General features: G+C 58.5%; 19 protein-coding genes. 5 read left to right on the forward strand and 14 right to left on the reverse strand.

From position 1 onward, the window contains the following. Positions 1–31 precede the first annotated feature (31 nt). The 3 genes from ACESLM_RS01200 to ald form a co-directional block, all read right to left on the reverse strand. Positions 32–940 carry a tyrosine recombinase gene (locus tag ACESLM_RS01200; RefSeq protein WP_372629206.1) on the reverse strand — a complete coding sequence of 303 codons (909 nt, stop codon included), beginning with the start codon at positions 938–940 and terminating at the stop codon, positions 32–34. A gap of 96 nt (positions 941–1,036) precedes the next feature. Further along, the gene (locus ACESLM_RS01205) at positions 1,037–1,270 is read right to left on the reverse strand and encodes a DUF4227 family protein (RefSeq protein WP_372629208.1); all 234 of its coding nucleotides are present in this window, start codon (positions 1,268–1,270) and stop codon (positions 1,037–1,039) included. Positions 1,271–1,336: 66 nt separating this feature from the next. Then, positions 1,337–2,452: an alanine dehydrogenase gene (gene ald, locus ACESLM_RS01210; RefSeq protein ID WP_372629210.1), complete on the reverse strand. Its 1,116-nt coding sequence runs from the start codon at positions 2,450–2,452 to the stop codon at positions 1,337–1,339. 166 nt (positions 2,453–2,618) lie between these two features. Here ald and ACESLM_RS01215 point away from each other — a divergent pair, with 166 nt between their 5' ends. Next, on the forward strand, positions 2,619–3,737 hold the full coding sequence (locus ACESLM_RS01215; protein ID WP_372629212.1) for a S8 family peptidase: 1,119 nt from the start codon (positions 2,619–2,621) through the stop codon (positions 3,735–3,737). Between the two features lie 106 nt (positions 3,738–3,843). Next, positions 3,844–4,956 carry a response regulator gene (locus ACESLM_RS01220; protein WP_372629214.1) on the forward strand — a complete coding sequence of 371 codons (1,113 nt, stop codon included), beginning with the start codon at positions 3,844–3,846 and terminating at the stop codon, positions 4,954–4,956. Positions 4,957–5,027: 71 nt separating this feature from the next. On the opposite strand, the gene ACESLM_RS01225 is transcribed toward ACESLM_RS01220, so the two are convergent. After that, positions 5,028–5,483, reverse strand: coding sequence for a MarR family winged helix-turn-helix transcriptional regulator (locus ACESLM_RS01225; protein WP_372629216.1), 456 nt, complete (start codon positions 5,481–5,483; stop codon positions 5,028–5,030). Between the two features lie 117 nt (positions 5,484–5,600). Here ACESLM_RS01225 and ACESLM_RS01230 point away from each other — a divergent pair, with 117 nt between their 5' ends. After that, positions 5,601–6,077 (forward strand): glutathione peroxidase, encoded by a 477-nt coding sequence (locus ACESLM_RS01230; RefSeq protein WP_372629218.1) that lies wholly within the window; start codon positions 5,601–5,603, stop codon positions 6,075–6,077. Positions 6,078–6,151: 74 nt separating this feature from the next. Here ACESLM_RS01230 and fur read toward each other — a convergent pair whose 3' ends face one another. The 4 genes from fur to ACESLM_RS01250 form a co-directional block, all read right to left on the reverse strand. Next, the gene (fur, locus tag ACESLM_RS01235; RefSeq protein ID WP_372629220.1) at positions 6,152–6,607 is read right to left on the reverse strand and encodes a ferric iron uptake transcriptional regulator; all 456 of its coding nucleotides are present in this window, start codon (positions 6,605–6,607) and stop codon (positions 6,152–6,154) included. Between the two features lie 72 nt (positions 6,608–6,679). Beyond that, entirely contained in the window at positions 6,680–7,339 is a 660-nt protein-coding gene (spoIIM, locus tag ACESLM_RS01240) for a stage II sporulation protein M (protein ID WP_372629222.1), read from the reverse strand. 69 nt (positions 7,340–7,408) lie between these two features. Continuing rightward, entirely contained in the window at positions 7,409–8,623 is a 1,215-nt protein-coding gene (locus tag ACESLM_RS01245; RefSeq protein WP_372629224.1) for an endonuclease Q family protein, read from the reverse strand. A 3-nt stretch (positions 8,624–8,626) separates the two neighbouring features. Then, positions 8,627–9,196, reverse strand: a complete 570-nt coding sequence (locus ACESLM_RS01250; RefSeq protein ID WP_094042843.1) for an NUDIX hydrolase — start codon at positions 9,194–9,196, stop codon at positions 8,627–8,629. A 110-nt stretch (positions 9,197–9,306) separates the two neighbouring features. On the opposite strand from ACESLM_RS01250, the gene mciZ reads away from it, so the two are divergent. Continuing rightward, positions 9,307–9,459 (forward strand): Z-ring formation inhibitor MciZ, encoded by a 153-nt coding sequence (gene mciZ / locus ACESLM_RS01255; RefSeq protein ID WP_372629266.1) that lies wholly within the window; start codon positions 9,307–9,309, stop codon positions 9,457–9,459. Positions 9,460–9,546: 87 nt separating this feature from the next. Here the strand turns inward: mciZ and ACESLM_RS01260 are convergent, their stop codons facing one another. Then, positions 9,547–10,677 carry a M20/M25/M40 family metallo-hydrolase gene (locus ACESLM_RS01260; RefSeq protein WP_372629226.1) on the reverse strand — a complete coding sequence of 377 codons (1,131 nt, stop codon included), beginning with the start codon at positions 10,675–10,677 and terminating at the stop codon, positions 9,547–9,549. A 77-nt stretch (positions 10,678–10,754) separates the two neighbouring features. Between ACESLM_RS01260 and prli42 the strand changes: the two genes are divergently transcribed. Beyond that, positions 10,755–10,847 carry a stressosome-associated protein Prli42 gene (gene prli42, locus ACESLM_RS01265; protein WP_372629228.1) on the forward strand — a complete coding sequence of 31 codons (93 nt, stop codon included), beginning with the start codon at positions 10,755–10,757 and terminating at the stop codon, positions 10,845–10,847. On the opposite strand, the gene lipB is transcribed toward prli42, so the two are convergent. The 5 genes from lipB to lpdA form a co-directional block, all read right to left on the reverse strand. Then, the gene (gene lipB / locus ACESLM_RS01270) at positions 10,810–11,511 is read right to left on the reverse strand and encodes a lipoyl(octanoyl) transferase LipB (RefSeq protein WP_372629230.1); all 702 of its coding nucleotides are present in this window, start codon (positions 11,509–11,511) and stop codon (positions 10,810–10,812) included. The genes prli42 and lipB overlap by 38 nt on opposite strands. A 197-nt stretch (positions 11,512–11,708) precedes the next feature. After that, positions 11,709–13,091: a dihydrolipoamide acetyltransferase family protein gene (locus ACESLM_RS01275; protein ID WP_372629232.1), complete on the reverse strand. Its 1,383-nt coding sequence runs from the start codon at positions 13,089–13,091 to the stop codon at positions 11,709–11,711. A gap of 35 nt (positions 13,092–13,126) precedes the next feature. Continuing rightward, the gene (locus ACESLM_RS01280; RefSeq protein ID WP_372629234.1) at positions 13,127–14,113 is read right to left on the reverse strand and encodes an alpha-ketoacid dehydrogenase subunit beta; all 987 of its coding nucleotides are present in this window, start codon (positions 14,111–14,113) and stop codon (positions 13,127–13,129) included. After that, positions 14,104–15,141 carry a thiamine pyrophosphate-dependent dehydrogenase E1 component subunit alpha gene (locus tag ACESLM_RS01285; protein WP_372629235.1) on the reverse strand — a complete coding sequence of 346 codons (1,038 nt, stop codon included), beginning with the start codon at positions 15,139–15,141 and terminating at the stop codon, positions 14,104–14,106. The genes ACESLM_RS01280 and ACESLM_RS01285 overlap by 10 nt, the downstream gene beginning before the upstream one ends. Before the next feature lie 194 nt (positions 15,142–15,335). After that, positions 15,336–16,769 (reverse strand): dihydrolipoyl dehydrogenase, encoded by a 1,434-nt coding sequence (gene lpdA / locus ACESLM_RS01290; protein WP_372629237.1) that lies wholly within the window; start codon positions 16,767–16,769, stop codon positions 15,336–15,338. Between the last annotated feature and the right edge of the window lie 22 nt (positions 16,770–16,791).

Consider the following 16,791-nt stretch of genomic DNA (forward strand, 5'->3'; position numbering starts at 1 on the left):
CGATTCCTCTTTTCCCAAACAAATATCGCCTTCAAACTCCGGGCTTCGTCCCCGCGCGGGGATGATTGCGTTCGTACACCTCGGTAAGTCTCGGCTTAGCGGCGGACAAGTAAGGCTGCAGCGCAGCCGCGCTCGATACTCCCAGCATCTCTTGCACCGCTCGCAGATCGGCGCCGTTCTCCAGCATGTGCGACGCGAACGAACCGCGAAGCGCTTGCGGGGACGCGTCCATCCCTAACCTGCCGGCGTAGTTCTTCAATATTTTCCAGATTCCCTGGCGCGTCAAGCGCGATCCCTGCTGATTGAGAAACAGCGCATCCTCGCGCCTGCCCGGCTCCAGCAAATTCGGCCTAACCTCTAGTACGTATTTCGAGACCCAGTGGTTACCGCTCGCTCCCACCGGCACCATTCTTTCCCGGCCGCCCGATCCTAAGCATAGCAAAAATCCCATGTCCAGTCTAACGTGCTCCGCATCCAAAGACGCAAGCTCCGACACCCGCAAACCGGTCGCGTACAGCAGCTCCAGCATCGCCCTGTCCCGAATTCCCAAAGGCTGGCTGACGTCCGGCAGTTCCAGCAGCTTGTCCAATTCTCCGGATCGAATCGTTTTCGGCGCTTTCTTCTCCGCCTTGGGCGCTTCCAGTTGCATCGCCGGATCGATATCGACGATGCGCTTAAGCACGAGATACTTGCAAAAAGAGCGAAGCGCCGCAATGCGGCGGGCGATCGTGGCCGACGATCTGCCTTGGGCGCGCATTTCATTCACGTATGCGGTCAGATGCGCCGCTCTTAATTCGGCCGCGAGACCCGCGCGATGCCTGTCCAGAAAGTTCATGAAGTCGGACAGATCGCCAAGATAGCTTTGTTCCGTTCCGCGGGAGACGCCCCGCTCCTCCTTCAAGTACACGAGATAAGCGTTCAGCAGGCTCCTTAATTCCATGACGAATTCCTTTCTCTTTCTCTTGCTCTGGACCTCGTCCGTCAACATCCGGACTTCATTTACATTCCACGCGCGACCGCGCATCTCCTTCCGAACCTATTCCCCCAACCAATAAAACAATCGCAGGCGATCTCCCGGGGAAACGTCCGGGTCGCTTCCTTCGCCCGTCATGAATACCTTGAACGCTTTTCCCTCGGGTATTCTATAGGGATCATCCGGATCGAGCCAGCCGTGAAACCATCCGAAGAAGCCGTGAACGACCACTGCAAGCGCGAGAAAAAGGAGCGTAAACTGCAATCGCTCCCACCATCTCTCCAATGGATCCTTCATCCTCATCCCCCCTTCTTGTCCTTGCCCATACTCAACCGTATGAAGAAGGGGAGACATTCATGCCTGTCACCACAAGCTTTCCAGCTTCGTATAAGGAAGCCCTACGGCTTCCGCCACCTGCGGATGAGTCATCGCTCCGCGGTACGCATTCACTCCGAGCGCCAGCATCGGGTTGCTTTTCACCGTATCTTCGAACCCTCTGTGCGCCAGCTGCAGAACATAATCGATCGTGACATTCGTAAGCGCCAGCGTCGAAGTGCGGGGCACGGCCCCGGGCATGTTCGCGACAGCATAATGAATAACGCCGTGTTTCTCGTAGATCGGGTCTTCGTGCGTCGTCGCCCGGTCGATCGTCGCGATCGATCCCCCTTGATCCACGGCCACGTCGACGATGACGGCGCCTCTCTTCATCGTCTTCACCATGTCCTCCGTGACGAGCCGCGGCGCCCTTGCGCCCGGCACGAGTACGGCTCCGATCAGAAGATCGGCTTTGCGAACCGCATTGGCGATATTATAGGGGTTGCTCGTAAGCGTGCGCAGCCGTCCTTGGAACACGTCGTCGAGATAACGCATCCGATCTGCGCTTTTCTCAAGGACGACGACTTCGGCTCCGAGGCCGAGCGCCATCTTGGCCGCATTCGTCCCGACGATGCCCCCGCCGATGATAATGACCTCAGCGGGAGGCACGCCCGGTACTCCGCCGAGCAGCACGCCCCGGCCGCCCTGGAACGCCTCCAAATATTTCGCGCCTTCCTGTACGGACATCCGACCGGCCACTTCGCTCATCGGCGTGAGCAGCGGGAGACTTCCGTTCGGCGCTTGGATCGTCTCGTACGCGATCGCGGTTACCTTCCGGTCCGCGAGCGCATGGGCCAGATCCGGCGCGGCGGCCAAATGCAAATAAGTGAACACCATTTGATCTTCACGGAAGAAGGCAAATTCCTCTGGCAACGGCTCCTTGACCTTTACGATCAGATCCGCGGCCGACCATACCTCCTGCGCGCTCCCGACCAGCCGCGCCCCGGCCGCCGCATACTCGGAATCGGCGAAGCCGCTTCCTTCGCCCGCCTGCTGCTGAACGACGACTCCATGGCCCTGCTTCACGACCATCTCGCAGCCGGCAGGCGTAAGCGCAACGCGATACTCCTGCTTCTTGATCTCTTTGGGCAATCCGACAATCATGCTCGTTCCTCCCCGCACGCAGTCTCGTCCTTCCCTTTTACAATCTCCCCGCCCTTAGAAAATATGTGCGCGAGGCCCAATGCACCTCCTGTGCGAATCTTCCATACCCTACTACAGAATACGATCGTGAGTACGTTTATGATCCGCCCAGGAGGAAGGACATCCGATGAAGCCATTGGCCAAGCAACTCAGCCAGACGGTGAAGCGCACACCGACGTCCCGCACGGAACGAAGGAACATCGTGTTCCGCCGGTCGCAGGACTATCACAGCTGCCTCAAGCATCTCTCCGCGGCGGGCATTCGGCCGGTGAAACAGGTCGACTCGATGCGGATGATCTGCTGTCATGGCGACAAGGGCGCCTATTGGAAGCAGCTGCGCAGCCATCCCCGCATCGCCCTTGTCGAGCGGGATCGCAAAGTCAAAGCCCACGGATTGGCGAGCCCCAAGCTGCCTGGCCTGTCGGCCGTCGTCAAGAGCCGCATCCCCTGGAACGTCCATCGCGTCAAAGCTCCGCCGGTATGGCCCGCTTCGAATTCCGGCGCCTCGATCAAGATCGCGATTCTCGATACCGGGATCGCTCGCCATCCCGATCTCGCCATCGCCGGCGGCGTGAACACGATAACGGGCAAATCTTACGCCGACGACAACGGCCACGGCACTCACGTAGCCGGAATTGCGGCTGCGACGGGGCGAAGGAGAATTTACGGAGTCGCGCCCAAAGTCGAGCTGTATGCCGTCAAAGTGCTCGACGAGAACGGTTCCGGCTTTATCTCGGACATTATTGAAGGAATCGAATGGTGCCTGGCGAGGGGCATTCGAATTTTGAACATGAGCTTCGGTCTGGCCGCCGATAGCGCCTTGCTTAGAAACGCGATCCGTCAAGCCCGCCGCCGCGGCGCCGTCATCGTCGCTTCCGCCGGCAACAGCGGCGCCGCCTTGTCGCAGATCGACGCGCCAGCCCGCTATCCGGAGACGATCGCGGTAGCCGCCACCACGCGCGCCAATCGCGCGGCCAGCTTCTCCAGCCGGGGACGCGGCATCGACCTATCCGCTCCCGGGGTCAGCATTCTGTCCACATGGCTGCACGGCACGTACCGCAGGGAGTCGGGAACCTCGATGTCCGCTCCGCACGTGACCGGAGCCGCCGCCCTCCTTAGAGGCGTTCGTCCCAAGCTCACCGCCACCGAAGTCGCCCGCAGACTGAAGCAAGCGGCGCTGCGAATTCCGGGCGGTAAAACCGCGGTCGGCTGCGGACTTTTGCAAATCGAGCCGGCGGCTCGCTAATCGCTTATTTTCGAGCGCCCAAATGCCGATATAATAGAAATAGGCCGGACAAACCATATCGGCGGCTTATTATCTACGCATACCGATTAGGAGATTATGGTGCCTTATGAAAGCAATTCTTGTAGACGATGAAGGACTGGCGCTGAAAGACCTGGAGAGACAGTTGGAGAAAATCGGCGGCATCGAGATCGTAGGCAAGTTCCAGAACGCGGCGGACGCTCTGCGGCGGATCGGGGAGCTGCGTCCCGATGTCGCTTTCCTCGATATCGATATGCCCGAGATTTCCGGTCTGGAAGCCGCCGAGCGGATTCATAAGATCAGCGACGAGATCGAGATCGTATTCGTGACCGCTTACCACGAATATGCAATCAAGGCGTTCGAGCTTGCCGCTCTGGATTACGTCCTTAAGCCGATTAACGCCGGCAGACTAGCCCATACGATCAGTCGATTGAAGCAAAGAACTCCGTCCCGAGAGAGAGAGAACGAGGCCCCCGTTGCCACGGTCAGCTGCTTTCGCAGATTAAACATCGAATACGGCAAGGCGGAACCGTTCTCCTGGCGCACCGTCCGCGCACAAGAGCTGTTCGCCTACATGGTGTACAAGCGCAACCAGCCGGTTCGCAAAGATATTTTGCTGGACCTGCTCTGGCCGGACACGGAGTACAAGAAGGCGTTCACGCAGCTGTACACGACGGTGTACCAGATCCGCAAGTCCATCGAGGCCGCAGGTCTCACGATTCGGCTGACGAACAGCGGAAGCGACTATTACCTCGATCTGGGCAACAACCGGTACGACGTTCAGGAATGGGAGAACGGCCGGTTGGCGCTGCCCGAGCTCTCCCCCGAAACGGCGGCCGAGCACCTTTCCTGGCTGCAGAGCTACGGAGGAGATTATTTGTCGGAGACGGATTACGCATGGGCCGAGAACGAGAGGAAAAGGCTGCGCGATATTTGGTACAAGCATGCCCACGCGGTAAGCGAAATGTGGCGTACGTTGGGCTATCGCAGAGAAACGCTGGAAACTTACGAGATGATGGAACAGAAGTTCCCTTTCTCGGAAGAGCTGTATTTCATGATTATGCAATTCCATGCGGATAACGGCGACCTGGGCATGGCCAAGCTGAAGTACGATCAGCTTCGTTCCATGCTCAAGGAGGAGTACGATATCGTTCCGTCGCTCGCCGTGCGCCAGTGGGCGGATGTCGCGTTTCGTCACTGAACAGCATAAGGCATGCTTCTTGCCGCAGCGATTGCGGCATGAGGCATGCCTTTTTTGGGCGAGTCATTCGGTTATAGAGCTGGAGACGACGTCATTCCCTGAACTTTGGCGAGCATCGCGACGATCTGCTCGCGCAGTGCGTCCGCCTCCTCGCGAGCAACCCCTGCCTGGCAGAACAGCTGCTGCGGGATGTCGCGGACCTTCTCCTTCATGGCGGCGCCTTTCTCGGTCAATCCGACGATCACGCTTCGTTCGTCCTGAGGATCCCGCGTTCTCGTGATCAACCCCATTTGTTCCAGCTTCTTGAGCAGAGGCGTTAACGTGCCGGAGTCGAGATACAACCGCTTTCCCAAATGTTTGACCGTTGCCCGGCGATCCTCCCACAACACGAGAAGCGTAATGTACTGCGTATAGGTCAGCCCCAGCTGCTTAAGGAGCGGGTGATACAGCTTCGTAATTTCCCTTGCGCAGGCATATACGGCGAAGCATAGCTGGTTGTCCAGGTTAAGTGCGGATTCGTAGTCCATTTTCGTTCTCCTTCTCGATTTTTCCGTTAAAGGATTGACTTTTCTTATTGGTTGTATACAATTTAATTTATAGCAATATATATGCCTGACGTCAACAAAACTAAGGAGGTTTCTCTTATGTCCCTATACGATATCCCCGTCAAATCCGGAAAAGGCGAAGAAACTACGCTGGCCGAGCACCAAGGAAAGGTTATGCTGATCGTGAATACGGCGAGCAAGTGCGGCTTCGCTCCCCAGTTCGGCGGTCTGCAGAAGCTGCACGAAACCTACGCGGACCAGGGCCTTGCCGTCGTAGGGTTTCCCAGCAACCAGTTCGCCAACCAGGAGCCTCTGGAGGGAGATTCCCTGGCTCAGCATTGCCAGATCAACCACGGAGTCACCTTCCCGCTGTACGCCAAGATCGACGTCAAAGGGGACGGCATGCATCCGCTGTATCGCCACCTCACCCGAACGGCCCCGGGTTTTCTCGGGCTTAAGAACATCAAGTGGAACTTCACCAAGTTTCTGGTCGACCGCAACGGCAAAGTCGTCAAGCGTTTCGCGCCGACCGTTACCCCCGAGCGCATAGAAGAGCATATTCGCAAGCTGTTATAGGAACGAAGGGACGAAAATAAGCATGGAAAAAGAGGCTCTCCCGAACGAGATTCGGGGAGCCTCTTGCTGTCGCGTCATTCTCCGGCGGTTTCCTTCGCTTGGCACTTGGCGCAGACGCCTTGGAAATCCAAACGGTGATCCAGCACGGAAAAGCGATATTCCTTCTCCAGTCGTTCTTCAAGCGGTCCCAGCCAGTCTTCCATAATTTCCGACATGGATCCGCATTTCACGCAGATTAGATGGTGGTGATGGTGCTTGTTGCTGTCCGTACGAAGATCGTAACGGGCCACCCCGTCGCCGAAGTTCATTTTCTCTACGACGTGCATCTCGCTCAGAAGCTCAAGCGTCCGGTAGACGGTCGCCAGGCCGATTTCGGGCGCCTTATCCTTGACGAGCATAAAGACGTCCTCCGCGCTGAGATGGTCTTCTTCGTTCTCGAGAAGCACCCGAACCGTCGCTTCCCGTTGCGGAGTCAGCTTGTAGCCCTGGGACTGCAACTGTTGTTTGATTTTTTCAATGCGGGCTTCCATGGTTTCCCCTCCGGTAGCTGGTGCACTTCATTCCATTATAGGAGAAGCCTATTCATTTAGTCAAACCTCGCATCAAAATTTAGAAGATAAGGCGGAAATTTCTTGGCTTACGACGGAAGGCGCGATGCGATCCAGCAAGTTCGGCGACACGAAAGCCTCGTACAGCGAGGCGACGCATAGCACGAGCAGCATCGCCGCGGCGACGGCCGTATGCGCCAGAAACGGAGGCAGAAGCTGTCCCTTGCGGCGGAACAACCGCTCCCGAACGACGAAATACGCGAACCTCGCGGCCGACAAGCTGGCGATCATGAGAGCGGGTACGACCAGCGCGTTGCGCGGTCCCGTCGCGAGCAGGAAAAACAGCACGCCGTTCCAAGCGAATTGCTGGGCCAGCACCGCTGCGGCAAACCCGATTAGGACTCCTTTGAGAAAATCGAGCACAAACACCAGGGGCAAGCCGATGACCGACAGTCCGAGAAACCAGATGAGCAGCATCCATTTTCCATAAAACAGAAAGCTCTCGCGAAACGTCGCAGCGGGCGAGGCGTTGTCCGGATTGTCGACTTTGGCGAGATACACGCCGAGAGCGTCGGTCAGCTCCTGCTGCTGATCCAGGGTGAGCGCGTTGACGAGCATCGCCCCGAAGATCGCCCCGACCAGCACGAGCACACCTAAAAACACGTATAGATTCAAATTGTCGCGAGCCGACAAATTCCACAAGCGGAAGTTCACGGCGGCCAACCTCCTTGTCCATCCTTAGCGGCATGTCCCGTGCCTCATTGTATGATGGACAAGATCCGTTTATGATTGCCGGATGCTTCCGTAGCTTCCGCCGCTTCCCGACGTAAACGCAATCTTGCCTTCCCTCGCGCGGACGATCATTTGCGCGATTTTCTCTCCCGTTACGGCGGCGATCGCTTCCGCGGGAATGCGATGGAGCACGTCCATCTCCGTGCCGACCACGGCGAAGAGCTTCTCCCGCTTGGCCGGCCCGACGCCCGGGAAGAAAGACAACGGCACCTGCGGCCGATAGGGCGGCCTTCCCTCCGGATGTACGGGGCGCTCCCGGTCCGCCAGACGACGAACGCGTCCGGATACGCCTCGGGTAAGGCGAGGGCTCCCGCAATAAGGACAGACGGCGACCTCCCCCTCCGTCTCGGGAACGGAGCGGCGGCATGCCGCGCACGAAGTCTCGTGATATTTGCCGAGCTCAGGATGCAGTCCGTAGTTGGCGAGAATGCGGCGGCCTTCCTCTCCTCTGAGCGCTTTCGCGAACTCCGCGAAAGATGAGGTAGCCAGCGACAGCTCATTGCACTCCCTGCCGATCATACCTGGGGAATGCGCGTCGGAATTGGTCAGGAACGGATAGCGGTCGAGCTCGGACAGCAGCCCCGCCATATCCGAATCCGCGCTGAGACCGAGCTCAACAGCCGCGATACCGCCGGGATCGAGCCGATCCGCCAGCCGATCGGCCGAACAGCCGAGCAAGCCTCTGTGCGGCGTGAACACGTGGGCCGGGATGAGGAGCCCTCCGCGGGCAAGCAGCTCGGCTTGCAGCTCCGCGGCGGAGACGCGAATCCGCTGCGTGCTTAACCGAATGTTGACGACGCGGGGCCTCATCCACTCGGTCCATTCCTGCATGGCCTGCAGCGTCGGCAAATAAACGAGCAAGTGAAACGGGCCGCCCCCCTCTTCTTTGACCTCCATCTCGGCTCCGAGCAGCAAAGTCGTTTTGCGGTACCGGATACCCCCGCCGGGCACCTCCTCCATCTCGCCCGAATGCAAGCAATCGAGAATGTCCTTCTGGACGGCCGGCGAGTGGCAATCGATGATCCCGACCAGCTCAATGCCTTTGCGTTCGGACGCTTCCTCGGCGATCTGGCGGAAAGTCAGATTCCGGCTCCCGCTTATTTTAACGGGCTGGCCGTCCTGGGATCGGCCGATGTGCACGTGAAGATCGGCGAAATAGGGCGACAGCCTCTCTTTCGACACCGTTTGCGCTTGCGAATCGCCCATCGATCAGAACGCTCCTGTTAATGCGTACATCCGCCAGGCGTAGACCGCGAGCAGCGTTTTGGCGTCGCAAATCCGTCCCTCCGCGATATAAGCCTGCGCCTGCTCCAGCGTAATCGCCTCGCACGTCAGAAACTCCTCGTCGTCCAGGTGCGCCTGCCCCGGCTCCAGGTCGTCCGTCACGTACAAGTGCACGATCTCCTCGGCAAAGCCGGGCGACGTGGAGAACGAATGCAGATGGCGAATGCTTCTCGCCCGATAGCCCGTCTCCTCTTCCAGCTCGCGGAGCGCTGCCGCTTCCGGCTCCTCTCCCGCGTCCAGCTTGCCCGCCGGAATTTCCACCTGGACTTTCTCCAGCGGCTTGCGGAACTGCTCCACGACGAGCATTTTGCCGTCCAGGAGCGCCACGACCGCCACCGCTCCGGGATGGCGCACGATCTCCCTCGTCGCCGTCTCGCCGTTGGGCAGACTCACCGTATCCACCTGCAAGGAAATAATTCTGCCTTCGAAGATCGGCTTGCTCTCCAACGTCCGTTCGTAGAACGGATGCGAGGAGATCTGTTTGTTTTCGCTCATTTGGCATCCCCCAGTCTAATTTCGTCCGCTCGCGCATACTTTCAACGTATAGGCAGCTCGTCCCATTAACGTACGGATGACGCAGCCGATACGAGGAGGCTGCGCCCATGTTGAAAAAATATATTTCGTCGCAACGTTTGCAATTCGTCGGCAAAGCTTGGGAAATCCGCCATGCGCTTCGTCAAGAGAACAAGCTCCACGGAGGGCGCACGCCTCTCGTCGCGCTGCTCTCGGCCAAGCAGCCGCCCCGGAGCGGCTCTTGAGGCTGCAAGCTTATCCCGCTCCTTGAATGGACAAGGGCAGCGTCCTTAGCCGACAAGCCGGGGGAGCTGCCCTTATGCGCGCTTTGCTTACCGCTTCAGCGTCTCGTTCACGATCGCCAGAACTAGCTCGGCGGCTTTCGCGAGATCGTCCGCCTTGATTTGCTCCTTCGTCGTATGGATGTGCTCGTAGCCTACCGCCAGGTTGACGGTCGGAACGCCGTTGCCGTTAAACATATTCGCATCGCTTCCGCCTCCGGAGGAGAACGTTCGCGGCGTCAGCCCGATCGCCTCGATGGCCGCTTTCGCGACTTGAACGACCTCCGTGCTGTCGTCGTGCGAATACGCCGGATAGATCGTCACCGTTTCGAAGTCGAACTTGGCTCCGCATTCGCTCGCCGCGCTGGCGACCGCTTCGCGCATCGACTCGACCTGCGCATCCATCTTCTCCTGCACCTGGCTGCGAGCTTCGGCGTAAATCTTGATCGTGTCGACGACGATGTTCACTTCGCCTCCGCCTTCGAATCGTCCGATATTCGCCGTCGTCTCGCTGTCGATGCGGCCAAGCTTCATCCGGGATACCGCTTTGGACGCCACCTGGATGGCGCTGATGCCGTCTTCCGGATTTACGCCCGCATGGGCGGCTTTGCCCTGGATCGTGATGTATTGGCGGGAATTCGTCGGCGCGGACACCGCGATCGCCCCGATCTCGCCGTTGGAATCGAGCGCGTACCCGAACTTGGCGCGCAGCCGGGAGCCGTCCATCGCGCGGGAACCGATCAGCCCCGATTCCTCTCCGGTCGTGATGACGAACTGAATGCCGCCGTGCGGCAGCTGCCGCTCGCCGATCACCCGCAGCGCTTCGAACATCGCCGCCAGTCCCGCCTTGTCGTCCGCGCCCAGAATCGTCGTGCCGTCGCTGCGGATGTAGCCGTCATCATCGAGGCGAGGCTTAATTCCTTTGCCCGGGGAGACGGTGTCCATATGGGACGTGAACAGAATCGCCGGAACGGACTCTTGCCCCGCCGTCGGAGGCAGCCAAGCGAACAGGTTGCCCGCTCCATGCCCGATCTTCTCGGCCACGTCGTCTTCGGTCACTTCCAATCCGAACGCACCGAACTTCGCTTTCAGCACTTGGCTGATCTCGGCCTCGTATCTCGTCTCGCTATCGATTTGCACCAATTCCATAAATTCGGCTACCAGTCTATCCTTTTGAACCATGATCTTTCCTCCTGAAGTCGTATTCGTTACAATAGGGGTATGGATAAGCCTTAATCTGAAAGGATGTGCAGCCGCCCATGAGCCGCCGCTGGTTTAAAATCGTCATCTACGTCACTCTGTTCGCGCTGGTCGCTACGACCTTGTTAATGGGAGTATCCCTTCTCCAGTAACGGAAGAATAGCCGAACACTTCGGCGAAGTGCGGAACGATTCGTCTTCCGATTTCTTCCACCTGTAGCTCGGTACCGGTTAACGTCTCCAGGGAGGTTACTCCGTATTCCGCAATACCGCACGGAATAATGCCCTGGAAGCCGTCCTCTTCCACGTTCCTCTTCACGTTAAAAGCAAAGCCATGGCTCGTGACGAAACCCCGCCTCGTCCGGGCTTTGTTGAATTTGACCCCGATCGCGGCGATCTTCCGATCTCCTACCCATACGCCGGTATACTCCGGCTTCCTTCCGCCTTCAACGCCGAATTCGGCCAACAGCTTAATGATCGACTCTTCCAAATTCCTTAAGTATTGATGCAGGTCGAGCCCCGCGGCATCCAAGTAAAGCAGCGGATAACCGACCAGCTGTCCGGGGCCGTGATAAGTAATGTCTCCTCCGCGATCGATCTCGAACACTTCGATTCCGCGCCGGCCCAGCTCTTCCTTGCTGTACAGCAAGTGCTCGGGATGGCGATCGGTGCCGAGCGTATAAGTCGGCGAGTGCTCGAGCAGCAGCAAGGAATCTCTGCGTTCGCTGCGGTCGATCTCCTTAACGAGCTGCTTCTGCAGTTCCCAAGCCTCTCCGTACTTCAGCCGGGATAACCATTCGACGTTCAGTTCCTTCATGCCGCGCAACCTCCTGCCCGAACTCCTACCTTATTGTAGCTTATCTGAACGATCAAGCAAACCGCCTTCGGCGTCCTCTGGACGATGAATGCGGTTTGTCGGAGACGATTCAGACAAGGATAGCGGATTTTATCCTTTCTGAATCGTCAAGAAAACCCGACGCGCCGCGCTTGAGCGCAACGAGCCGGGCAATCTCCTTAATACACTTTCGTCTCCAGATTGTAGCCCTCCAGATTTTCCTTCACCCGCTGCAGGAACCGCCCGCAGATGACGCCGTCCAATATCCGGTGGTCGAGCGACAGACACAGATTCACCATCGAACGAACGCCGATCATGTCGTTGATAACGACGGGACGCTTGACGATCGATTCGAACGTGATGATCGCGGCCTGAGGGTAGTTGATGATCGGTTGAGTCAAAATCGAGCCGAACGACCCCGTATTGTTCACCGTGAACGTACCGCCGTTAACGTCGTCCAGCTTGAGCTTCTTCTCGCGCGTGCGTCTTGCCAGATCGTCGATCTCGTGGGCAAGTCCCGAAATGTTCTTCTGATCCGCGTGGCGGATGACCGGCGTGACGACCGAATCTTCCGTCCCTACGGACAGCGAGATGTTGATGTCGCGCTTGACGATGATTTTGTCCACGGCCCATACCGAGTTCATGATCGGGTAGTCCTTGATCGCGTTCACGACCGCCTTGATCATGAAAGGCATGTAGGTCAAGTTGATGCCCTCGCGCTTGCGGAATTCGTCCTTGAGCTTGTTGCGCAGCAGCACGAGATTCGTTACGTCGACCTCGATCATCATCCAGCCGTGCGGAATTTCGCTGACGCTCTGACGCATCCGGGTCGCGATCGTATTGCGGATTGGCGTTACGTCGATAAAATATTCCCCGCGTCCGGGCACTTCCTGCCCTTCCACTTCGATCGAAGGGATTCGCGGAGATTCGGACAGATGGATGCCCGATGAACGCACCGGAATTGTCGGATCCATCGGTGCGAGCGAAGCCGCGCTCGGAACGGGCGCTGACGACGGTGCAGGAGCCGGGGCGGCCGGGGACGTCCCGATTGCCGCGTTCCCGGAAGCCACCGCCTCCAGAACGTCCTTGCGGGTAATTCGTCCGCCTTCTCCGGTCCCCGGGACCCGGTTCAGATCGATGCCGTGCTCCGCGGCCAGCCGCTGGACGGCCGGAGAGTAACGATGGCGCATCGGAGCGTTGGCGTCGAACCCTGCGGCAGACAATACTGCCGCCGCAGGCCGGGACGCCGCAGCCTCTCCCGACGAAGATGCCGGAGAATCGGAGCCTTGCGGCTCAGCGGACGCCTCGGCCTCCGCTTCCACCTCCACCAGACAGATGGCGGCTCCAACTTCCACCGTTTCTCCCGCGCCTATAAGATGCTTGACGAGCTTTCCTCTAACCGTAGAGGGCAGCTCCGCGTTGACTTTATCGGTAATGAGTTCGCAGATCGGCTCGTACATGTCCAGCCTATCTCCCGGCTGCTTGAGCCACCGGTCGACCGTCGCGGATACGAGAGATTCCGCGAGCTGGGGCATCGCTACTTCCACAATCTTCTTAGCCATTGATCCAATTCCCCTCTCCAAATCCGGCAACCGGCTTAGTAGCGCGCGAGCTCCAGCATCGCCGTCTTCAGCTTCTCTTTGTTCAGCATAAAATGCTTCTCGCCGGGAGCATGAAACGTGGTAGCCGGCACGTCGGGGCCGCACAACCGGCGAATCGGCGCGTCAAGATCGTACAGGAGCTCTTCCGCGATGATCGCGCCGACTTCGGCGCCGACGCCTCCGGTCTTATTATCCTCGTGGACGATCAGAACCTTGCCCGTCTTGGCCGCGGCTTCGAGAATGGCGTCACGGTCGAGCGGCTGGATCGTACGCAGATCGAGAATGTGAGCTTCAATCCCCAGCTCGTTGGACAGCTCTTCGGCGGCTTGCATCGCGAAGTGGAGAGGCATGCTGTAGCCGATGACCGTCAAGTCGGTTCCTTCGCGCATCACTTTCGCCTTTCCGATTGGAACGATGTAATCCTCTTCAGGCACCTCATCGGAAATGAGCCTGTAGCATTTTTTGTTTTCGAAGAAGAGAACCGGGTCCGGATCGCGAATGGCCGCCTTTAGCAAGCCCTTCGCGTCATACGCGGTGGCAGGGGCAACGATTTTAAGACCCGGCGTTCCGAAAAAGACGGATTCCGGACATTGAGAATGGTAGAGTCCGCCGAACACGCCTGCCCCGATCGGAGCGCGAATGACGACGGGGCAATCCCAGTCGTTGTTTGAACGGTATCGGATTTTGGCCGCTTCACTGAGAATCTGATTGGTCGCGGGGAACATGAAATCCGAGTACTGCATCTCGGCGACCGGCTTCATCCCCGCCATCGCCGCTCCGATCGCCACCCCGGCGATCGCCGATTCCGCGAGAGGCGCGTCCAGAGCGCGAAGCTCTCCGAATTGTTGCTGCAGCCCTTTGGTGGTCCCGAACACCCCGCCTTTGAGGCCAACGTCTTCGCCCAATACGAACACGTCGTTATCCCGTTCCATTTCTTCCTTCATCGCGAGCCTGATGGCTTCGATATACTCGATTACCGGCATGCTTCGCCCTCCCCGTTCTCCTCCGCGTATACATACCGGAAGGCTTCTTCCGTCGATTGAAACGGAGCCTTTTCCGCGTAGTCCGTCGCTTCGTCGATGATCGCGCGAATTTCGGCCTGCATCGCCGCTTCCTTCTCCTCCGACCACAAGCCGGTTTCCGTCAAGTATTGCTTGAACATCGGCAATCCGTCATTGCCCCTATGCGAATCGACCTCATCTTTGGTTCGATAGGTCATGTCGTTATCGGTATTCGAATGCCCCGTAAGCCGATAGGTCAGGATCTCGATCAACGTCGGTCCCTCGCCCTTAACCGCACGCTCGCGGGCTTCTTTAAAGACGCGGTAAACTTCCAAGGGATCTTTCCCGTCCACCTGGATCCCGGGAAATCCGTAGCCGAGAGCGCGGTCGCTGATGCGTCCCCTCGTTTGCTTGGATATCGGTGTCGAGATCGCGTATTGATTGTTCTGGCATACGAAAATAACCGGAAGCTGGTGAACGCCCGCGAAATTGCATCCTTCGTGAAAATCGCCCTGGTTGCTCGAACCCTCGCCGAAAGACACGATCGCAACGGAAGGCTCCTTCCGCATTTTGGCCGCCAGAGCGAACCCTGCGGCGTGAGGAACTTGCGTTGTGACCGGGCTGGAGCCCGTTACGATTCTCAGCCGCTTGCTTCCGAAGTGTCCGGGCAATTGCCGGCCCGCGCTGTTCGGATCTTCGGCTTTGGCAAACAGCGACAGCATCAATTCTTTGGCCGTCATGCCGACCGAAAGTACGAACGCGAAGTCCCGGTAATAAGGCAGGAACCAGTCGTGGTCTCGATCCATCGCGAAACCCATCGCGACTTGAGAAGGCTCCTGGGTTATGCCGGAAATATGAAAATTAATTTTGCCTGCGCGCTGAAGCAATTGCCCCCGCTCGTCAAACCGCCGGGCAAGCATCATCGTCTTATACATTTCGACTACGCGATCGTCGGAAATCCCCAATTCGGCGTGGCGATGCATTCGCTGGACGGAACCTGTATGCGTCATGGGCGCGTCCTCCTGCTTTGGTTTAGTTTTATAACCTGGTCTTAATACTTGGAGTTAATTCCTATTATACTCCCCTCGCAAGCAAAAAGAAACGCCCAACCCGTCGCGCCGAACAAATTCCCTAGACGGAACCGTTCTTCGACGCCTGAAGGATGCGAATCCCCCCGGGTTGAGCCTGATGATGCCGATCGCGATCAGGCGTGCCCGGCGGCGCCCCCCAGCGCGAGCATCGTTTCCTGCATCGCTTCCGACATCGTCGGATGAGGGTGAATCGTCCGGCCGATCTCCCACGGAATCGCGTCCACCAGCTTCGCGAGCGAGGCTTCGGCGATCAATTCCGTCGCATGCGCTCCGACCAAGTGAACGCCTAGCAAATCCCCTGTCGCCGCGTCCGCGACCACCTTGGCGAAACCGTCGCTCTCCCCTTGCACAAGCGCCTTGCCCAGAATGCGCAAGGGGAGCTTGGCGGTTCGCACTTGGAAGCCTTCGGCTCTGGCGTTCTCCTCCGTCCAGCCGATAGCTGCCGCCTCCGGTCGGGAGTAGATACAGCGGGGAATATCCCGATCCGCCGCTCTGGAAGGCTTGTTGCCGGTCAGATGTTCGATCGCCGTCGCCGCCTCGTGCATAGCCGCGTGCGCCAGTTGAACGCCTCCGATGCAGTCTCCGATCGCGTAAATATGTGATTCCCCTGTCTGAAGCGTCGCGGGATTGATCTTAATGAAGCCCCTCTCCGTCTTGACGTCGGTGTTCTCGAGCCCCAGCGATTCCACGTTGCCGATTCTGCCTACGGATACGAGCATCCTCTCGGCCTCAAGCGACACCGTATCCCCGCCTGCCGCGGTCGCTTGAATCTCGACGCCGTTATTCGACAAGCGGCAACTCTCGGTTTGCACCGAAACTCCCGTGTGGATAACAACGCCTCTCTTTTTAAGCAGCTTGGCGATTTCGGCTCCGATATCTTTGTCCTCCGTAGGCAGCAGCCTGTCCGCGGCCTCGACGATCGTCACCTGCGTTCCGAAGTCGCTGAGCATCGACGCCCACTCGACGCCTATTACCCCGCCTCCGACGATCAGAATGGAAGACGGACGGCTCGTCCAAGCCAGCGCCTCATCGCTCGTCGCGATGCGCTCCCCGTCGTAGCTCAAGCCTTCGAGCTTGCGAGGTCGAGCTCCAGTCGCGATTACCACATTTTTAGGCACCACCGTCTCCGCTTCCCCATCCGACAGCTCCACCGCGATCGCCCCGCTTTTGGGCGAGAAGATCGAAGGTCCGATAATCCGTCCGCTTCCGTTGACGACTTCAATTTTATGCTGCCTCATCAAAGCCTGCAGTCCCTTGTAAAGCTGCTCCACGATGCTATCTTTCCGTCGCAGCATCGCGCTCCAATCAACGGAAGCGGCCCCTTCCGGCAATTGAATGCCGTACGAAGCGGCATCCCCGATCGTCGCGTATACTTCCGCGCTTCTAAGCAAAGACTTGCTTGGAATGCATCCCCTGTGCAGGCATGTCCCGCCCAGCTTGTCCCTTTCGATCACGACGACGCTGAGTCCGGCTTGCGCCGCCTTCACCGCGGCCGTATAGCCTCCCGGCCCTCCGCCCAGTACGGCGACATCGACTTCGATTGGCATAGTTTCCCCTCCGTATGTAAAC

The organism is Cohnella sp., assembly GCF_041641335.1.
Lineage (GTDB): Bacteria > Bacillota > Bacilli > Paenibacillales > Paenibacillaceae > Cohnella.